The organism is Accumulibacter sp. (genome assembly GCF_023806635.1).
In the GTDB taxonomy this organism is placed as follows: domain Bacteria; phylum Pseudomonadota; class Gammaproteobacteria; order Burkholderiales; family Rhodocyclaceae; genus Accumulibacter.
Genome location: NZ_JAMTDQ010000012.1, coordinates 1 through 5,723, shown reverse-complemented (window position 1 = coordinate 5,723; position 5,723 = coordinate 1). Strand labels below are relative to the sequence as shown.

Annotated in this window: 5 protein-coding genes; 1 reads left to right on the top strand and 4 read right to left on the bottom strand. The window is 69.9% G+C overall.

Annotation, left to right across the window (positions count from 1 at the left end; genetic code table 11):
- Positions 1-72: 72 nt before the first annotated feature.
- A complete protein-coding gene (locus NFW30_RS02555; RefSeq protein ID WP_295349746.1) occupies positions 73-429 on the bottom strand; it encodes a DUF2917 domain-containing protein in 357 nt (118 codons plus the stop codon).
- Positions 430-657: 228 nt separating this feature from the next.
- On the opposite strand from NFW30_RS02555, the gene NFW30_RS02550 reads away from it, so the two are divergent.
- The gene (locus NFW30_RS02550; protein WP_295349748.1) at positions 658-2,076 is read left to right on the top strand and encodes a PLP-dependent aminotransferase family protein; all 1,419 of its coding nucleotides are present in this window, start codon (positions 658-660) and stop codon (positions 2,074-2,076) included.
- Positions 2,077-2,131: 55 nt separating this feature from the next.
- Here NFW30_RS02550 and NFW30_RS02545 read toward each other — a convergent pair whose 3' ends face one another.
- The 3 genes from NFW30_RS02545 to NFW30_RS02535 all read right to left on the bottom strand — a co-directional run bounded on the left by NFW30_RS02545 (position 2,132) and on the right by NFW30_RS02535 (position 5,388).
- Positions 2,132-3,031, bottom strand: a complete 900-nt coding sequence (locus NFW30_RS02545) for a hypothetical protein (protein WP_295349749.1) — start codon at positions 3,029-3,031, stop codon at positions 2,132-2,134.
- Positions 3,032-3,178: 147 nt separating this feature from the next.
- Positions 3,179-4,954 (bottom strand): ABC transporter transmembrane domain-containing protein, encoded by a 1,776-nt coding sequence (locus tag NFW30_RS02540; protein ID WP_295349750.1) that lies wholly within the window; start codon positions 4,952-4,954, stop codon positions 3,179-3,181.
- A 38-nt stretch (positions 4,955-4,992) separates the two neighbouring features.
- A complete protein-coding gene (locus tag NFW30_RS02535) occupies positions 4,993-5,388 on the bottom strand; it encodes an MAPEG family protein (RefSeq protein WP_295349751.1) in 396 nt (131 codons plus the stop codon).
- Positions 5,389-5,723: the final 335 nt, after the last annotated feature.

Genomic DNA, 5,723 nt, shown 5'->3' with positions numbered 1-5,723 from the left:
GCTCACTCATGCCGAACCATAGCTGGTTCGACCAAAAAAGTCCAGACCTAATTTTACGGGTAAAGGGCAGCGCTAGCCCGCCTTGGCCGGCCCCGCGCGCCACAGCGGCCACGGGCTCCCCGCGGACCGCGGCAGCAGCAGCGGTCGCCGTTGCCAGCAGCCGCGCACGACGCGCCACAGCGTCTGCCAGCCGCGCAGCGGCTGCTCGAGCTGGACACGCGCCGTGCCGATGGCCTCGACCAGCGCGAGACCGTTGCTGCGCACCCGATGACTCTCACCCGCCGTGAGCAGGATGTCGCCGCTTTCGCCGGCGACGGTCAGCCAGGCGATGCCCGCCGTGCAGGTGATGCGAACGCCACGCGCCGAGAGCAGGCGCAGCGGGCGGTTCTCGGTGAGGCAGATCTGGCTGTTGCATGGATCGAAGTTCATGTCAGGTCTCCTGGTCTGTCGAAGTTCGTCCCGCCGGGCGGCACGAGACGCTGCTCGCGCCGGCATCGGCCGCCGTGGCGGCATGCCCTGATGGCGATCGGACAGCAACAGTGTATGGAGATCAGGGAGTGTGGTACAGTCACAAACCAGGTGAATTGTGAGCATCACAGTTCCAATTTTTTGCAGCTGTTCTGGCACCTGCTGCCGACAACTGTACTGGTGAGACGGATGGAAGCTGAAGTACTCCGCTACGAGAAGCTGGCCGAGGATCTGCGCGGCATCATCGCCGCCGGCAACCTGCAACCCGGCGAACGCCTGCCTTCGGTGCGGCGCCTGTCGCGCGAGCGCCGCCTGTCGGTGTCGACGGTGCTGCAGGCGCTGCACCAGCTCGAGGATCACGGCCTCGTCGAAGCGCGGCCACAATCGGGCTACTTCGTCCGCCATCCCGGTGTCCGGCGCGCGCAGCCTGACAGCCGCTCGCCGCCGGATATTCCGGTGGCGGTCGATGTCAGCCAGCGGCTGATGCGCGTCCTGCAAGCCGGCGTCGCCCCTGGCGTGGCGCCGCTGGCAGCGGCGCTGCCGGCGCCCGGCCTGCTGCCGCTGGCCTCGCTGCAGCGGCTCTACGCCGGCGTCGCCCGGCGCCATCCACGGCTCCTCGCCGGCGGCAGCCACATCAACATGGACGAGCCGGCGCTCGTGCGCCAGTTGCTGCTGCGCTCGCTGGGCTGGGCCGGAGCGCTGGCCGCCAGCGAGTTCGTCGTCACCAACTCCTGCACCGAAGCGCTCGCCTTGTGCCTGCGCGCGGTGACCAGTCCCGGTGACACCGTGGCCGTCGAATCGCCGGCCTACTACCTGATGCTGCAGCTGCTCGAGACGCTCGGTCTCAAGGCGCTCGAGATTCCCACCGACCCGGGTCGCGGACTGTCGATCGAAGCCCTCGACCTGGCGACCCGCGATGGCCGGGTCGCCGCCTGCCTGCTGGTTGCCAATGCCAGCAATCCGCTCGGCAGCATCATGCCCGACGAGAGCAAGCGGCGACTGGCCCGACTCGCCGGCGAGCGCGGCTTCGCGGTGATCGAGGACGACATCTACGGCGACCTCCACTTCGGCAACGAACGTCCGCGACCGATCAAGGCCTTCGACGACAGCGGCCAGGTAATGCTTTGCTCGTCCTTCTCCAAGTGTCTTTCACCGGCACTGCGCATCGGCTTCATCGCCGGCGGGCGCTACCGCTCGCAGATCGCCCTGCAGAAGACGATCGGCAGCGGCGCCACGAATCCGGTGACGCAACTGGTGCTCGCCGAGTACCTCGCGTCAGGCGCCTGCGAGCGCCATCTGCGGACACTGCGGCGCACCTACCAGCGGCAGGTCGATGCCATGCGCGCGGCCGTGGCCAGGTATTTCCCGGCCGAGACCCGGATCACCGAGCCGCAGGGCGGCTTCGTCCTGTGGGTCGAACTGCCGCCGGACATCGACGCCAGCGCACGTTTCGAGCGGGCGATCGCTGCCGGTGTTGCCTACGTGCCCGGCGAGCTCTTCTCGGCGAGTGGCATGTACCGCAACTGCCTGCGCCTGAACTGCGGCAGTCCGCACACGGCGGAGATCGACGACGCCGTCCGCCGTCTCGGCACAGTTCTGGTCGCCTGACGCCGCCGCGGTCAGTCGCGGCCGACAACGCCGGGGACGCACCGGCAAGGCCTCCTCAAGGCGAGCGCGGCGACTCCCGTTCGACCAGCAGCACCCGGCCGCGGCCCTGTTCGGCGAGCAGGAGACGCCCCGGCGCCAGCGCCAGGATCGTCTGTGCCGAGCGCAGGCCGCGCAGGATGACATGCAACCTGCCCGAGCGATCGAGCAGCAGCAGGCGTGCACGATGCGTCGCGTCCTCGCTGATCCACAACCCGTCGTCGTCGCACATCAGGAAACCGGGCGCATCGAGCTCGCCGACGAGCAGCGGGTCGCTGCCATCGGCCAGCCAGCGGTGAACGCTTCCGGTTCCCGCGCCCTTTCCCTTCTGCGTGTAGAAGACGTCGCCGTTGCCACAGATGGCGACTCCCTCGGCCGCGCGCAGACCCCCGCGCAGGACGCGCAGCGTGCCGCCGACCTCGTCCAGGCGCAGCAGGCGCCCTGCGGCCGGCAGATCCTCGATCGCGTAGAGCGCTTGGCCGTCACTCGCGAGACCTTCGACATTGCGCCCGGTGAACAGGGTTTCGCTCTTCCCTTCGTGCCACCAGAGGACGCTCTGCTCGCCTTCCTCCTGGCTCAGCACCAGACCGCCGCGAAACGACAGCAACCCGTCCGGCTTCGACAGGCCCGCCAGCACCTCGGCGACACTTCCATCCGCGCTGCGCCTGAAGAGCGACCCGCGGCCATCACCCAGTTCCCTGGTCCAGTACAGCGACCCTCGCTCGTCGATCGCCAAGGCACTGACCTGTGGCAGATCGTCGAGGTGGACGCGGTACCGCCAGCCGACGGCAGCCGTCACCGGGTAGAAATGTTGCCAGGCGAGGAACAGCATGCCGCCCAGCAAGGCGGCGCCCGCTGCAAGCAGCAGCCGGCGCCGCCAGGCAGGCGTCGATGAGGGCGGCGATCCATTCCCGACCACGAGCATTCTCCACGATGGACAGGAACCGGGGAGAAGCCGTCTTCCTCCCGCCTGTGATCGCTCATCCTGGACCCGCTGCCTGAAGGCGGGCTGAAGTCCGCCTGGCAGAACACCGGCCTGACCATGCCGCCAGGCAGGCGGTTCCGCTCAGGCAGCGAACTGGAGCGCCGCCAGTCGGGCATACGGACCACCCTTCGCCACCAGTGCATCGTGCGTTCCCTCCTCGACCACCCGGCCATGATCGAGGACGATGATGCGGTCGGCGCGCTGCACCGTCGCCAGGCGATGCGCGATGACGATCGTCGTGCGGCCGGTCATCGCGACCTCGAGGGCCGCCTGCACGACGCGCTCGCTGGCCGCGTCGAGGCTGCTGGTCGCCTCGTCGAGCAACAGCAGCGGCGCGTTCTTCAGCATCGCCCGCGCGATGGCGATGCGCTGCCGCTGCCCCCCGGAAAGTCGCAGGCCGCGCTCGCCGACGAAGGTGTCGTAGCCCTCGGGCAGGCGGCCGACGAACTCGTCGACGAAGGCGGCGCCGGCGGCTGCCCGGATTTCTTCGGACAGGGCGCCCGGCCTGCCGTAGGCGATGTTGTCGGCAATGCTGCCGGAGAAGATGACCGGCTCCTGCGGCACGACGGCGACCCGCCCGCGCAGCTCGGCGAGCGGCAGGCGCCGCAGGTCGACGCCGTCGACCAGGATGGCGCCGGCAGCGACATCGTAGAAGCGCTGCAGGAGCTGGAAGATGGTGGTCTTGCCGGCGCCCGACGCGCCGACCAGCGCCACCGTCGACCCCGCCGTGATGCAGAGGTCGAACCCGTCCAGGACGCTTGCCGCCGGCCGCGACGGATAGGCAAAGCGCACCTGGCTGAAGCGCAGCTGGAGGCCGCCGGCCGGCGCCGGCAGTCTGGCCGGGCACGTCGGCTCGGCGATCGGTGAGTGAACTGCGAGCAGCTCCAGCAGGCGCTCGGTGGCGCCCGCGGCGCGCAGCAGGTCGCCCCAGACTTCGGCCAGGACGGCAACGCTGCCGGCGACGAGCATCACGTAGAGCGCCGTCTGGCTCAGCTCGCCGGCGCTGATCTCGCCCGCCAGTACGGCCCGCACGCCGCCGTACATGCCGTACAGCAGCGACGCGAAGACGCCGATGATGACGAAAGCGGTCAGTGCCGAGCGCGTGCCCGTGCGTCGCATCGAAGCGGCGAAGGCCTCCTCGTTGGCACGACCGAAACGCTCGGCCTCGGCCACCTCGCGGCCGTAGCTCTGCACCACCGCGACGGCGTTGAGCACCTCGCCGGCGATGCCGCCGGTGTCGGCCAGTCGATCCTGGCTGGCGCGCGACAGCTTGCGGACGCGCCGCGCGATCAGCACCGCCGGCAACACGACGAGGACGATGATGCCGGCGACCGACAGCATCAGACGTGGCGCGGTCGCCAGCAGCATCGCCAGGCCACCGAGCAGCAGCAACAGATTGCGCAGCCCCATGCTGACGCTCGAGCCGAGCGCATGGTGGATGACCGTCGTATCGGTGCTCAGGCGCGACAGGACCTCGCCGGTCTTCAGCGTCTCGTAGAACTGCGGACTCTGCCGCAGCACGTGCGCGTAGACCGCCTGCCGCAGGTCGGTGGTGACGCGCTCGCCGATCCAGCTCACCATGTAGTAGCGGGCGGCAGTGGCCAGACCCAGCAGCAACGAGACAGCGAAGAGGAACAGGAAGTGCTGCCGAATCGCTGCCAGCCGCTCGTCCGGAGCCCCTGCAAGCGGCTGCACCAGTCCGCCGTCGACCAGCAGCCTGACGGCGTGGGGAAGCGTCAGCATCGCGCCGGCAGCCAGCAGCAGGAACGACAGCGCGAGCGCGAGGCGGCCGCGGTAACGGCCGATATGGGGCAACAGGGCGCGCAGTGGTCGCAGCCGGCGGGTGTCCGCCGGCAACCCGCCGGCTGCGGCTGGAGCGATTTGAGCGCCCCGGCTCAGCCGAGCATTCCCAGGGTGACGCCTGCGGCGGCGCCGATGCCGAGCGCGCCGAAGCAGAGCATCGAGAGCAGGAAGCCGGCGCCGCGCGTCCGCGGATCGCGCGCGTAGGCGATCGCATACCAGACGCGCGCAAGCAGCCAGGCGCCGCCGAGCACCGTCGCCCACAGACTCGACACGCTGCTGGCAAACACCCACAGCACCGGCAGGAAGGCGACACTGTTCTCGACGGTGTTGGCCTGGATGCGATAGGCGATCTCGAATTGCGGATGGCCGCTGGTCGCCGGCGCCTTGATGCCGAAGCGGATGCGGCAACGACCGACGTAGGCGGCGCAGGCGAAGAGCAGGAAGGAGGTGGCGAGGGTGACCACGGCTGGTCCTGGGTAAGCGTTCATGGCAGCGACTCGCGAAGGGGGCGAGTGTCACAGACCACGAAGGAGCCGGGAAATTCCGCGCGCGGCACGCCCGACCGTCACGGTTCCGCCCGGATCACCCCGACCGGCACGCTGGCGGCTGCGGCCGGCGGCTGTCGGGGCGACGCCGCCGCGCTCCTCGCCTCAACGTCCGAACACGCCCTGCTGCAGCGCGTACACAGGCCGTGAGCGCGAACGGGCAGCCGCGGCACCAGCCGCCCGTCGGCGCCTCAGCATCCGCCAGAATGCCGGCGTCGGCAACCCACGGCCGCCGCAGCGAGCAGCACGAGAGCCGGGAGAGCGGGTTCCGGAAGCTG

What these genes read in the sequence shown, in the direction of transcription:
- NFW30_RS02535 (WP_295349751.1), bottom strand. Translation starts at nt 5,388, where the DNA reads ATGAACGCTTACCCAGGACCAGCCGTGGTCACCCTCGCCACCTCCTTC.
- NFW30_RS02555 (WP_295349746.1), bottom strand. Translation starts at nt 429, where the DNA reads ATGAACTTCGATCCATGCAACAGCCAGATCTGCCTCACCGAGAACCGC.
- NFW30_RS02550 (WP_295349748.1), top strand. Translation starts at nt 658, where the DNA reads ATGGAAGCTGAAGTACTCCGCTACGAGAAGCTGGCCGAGGATCTGCGC.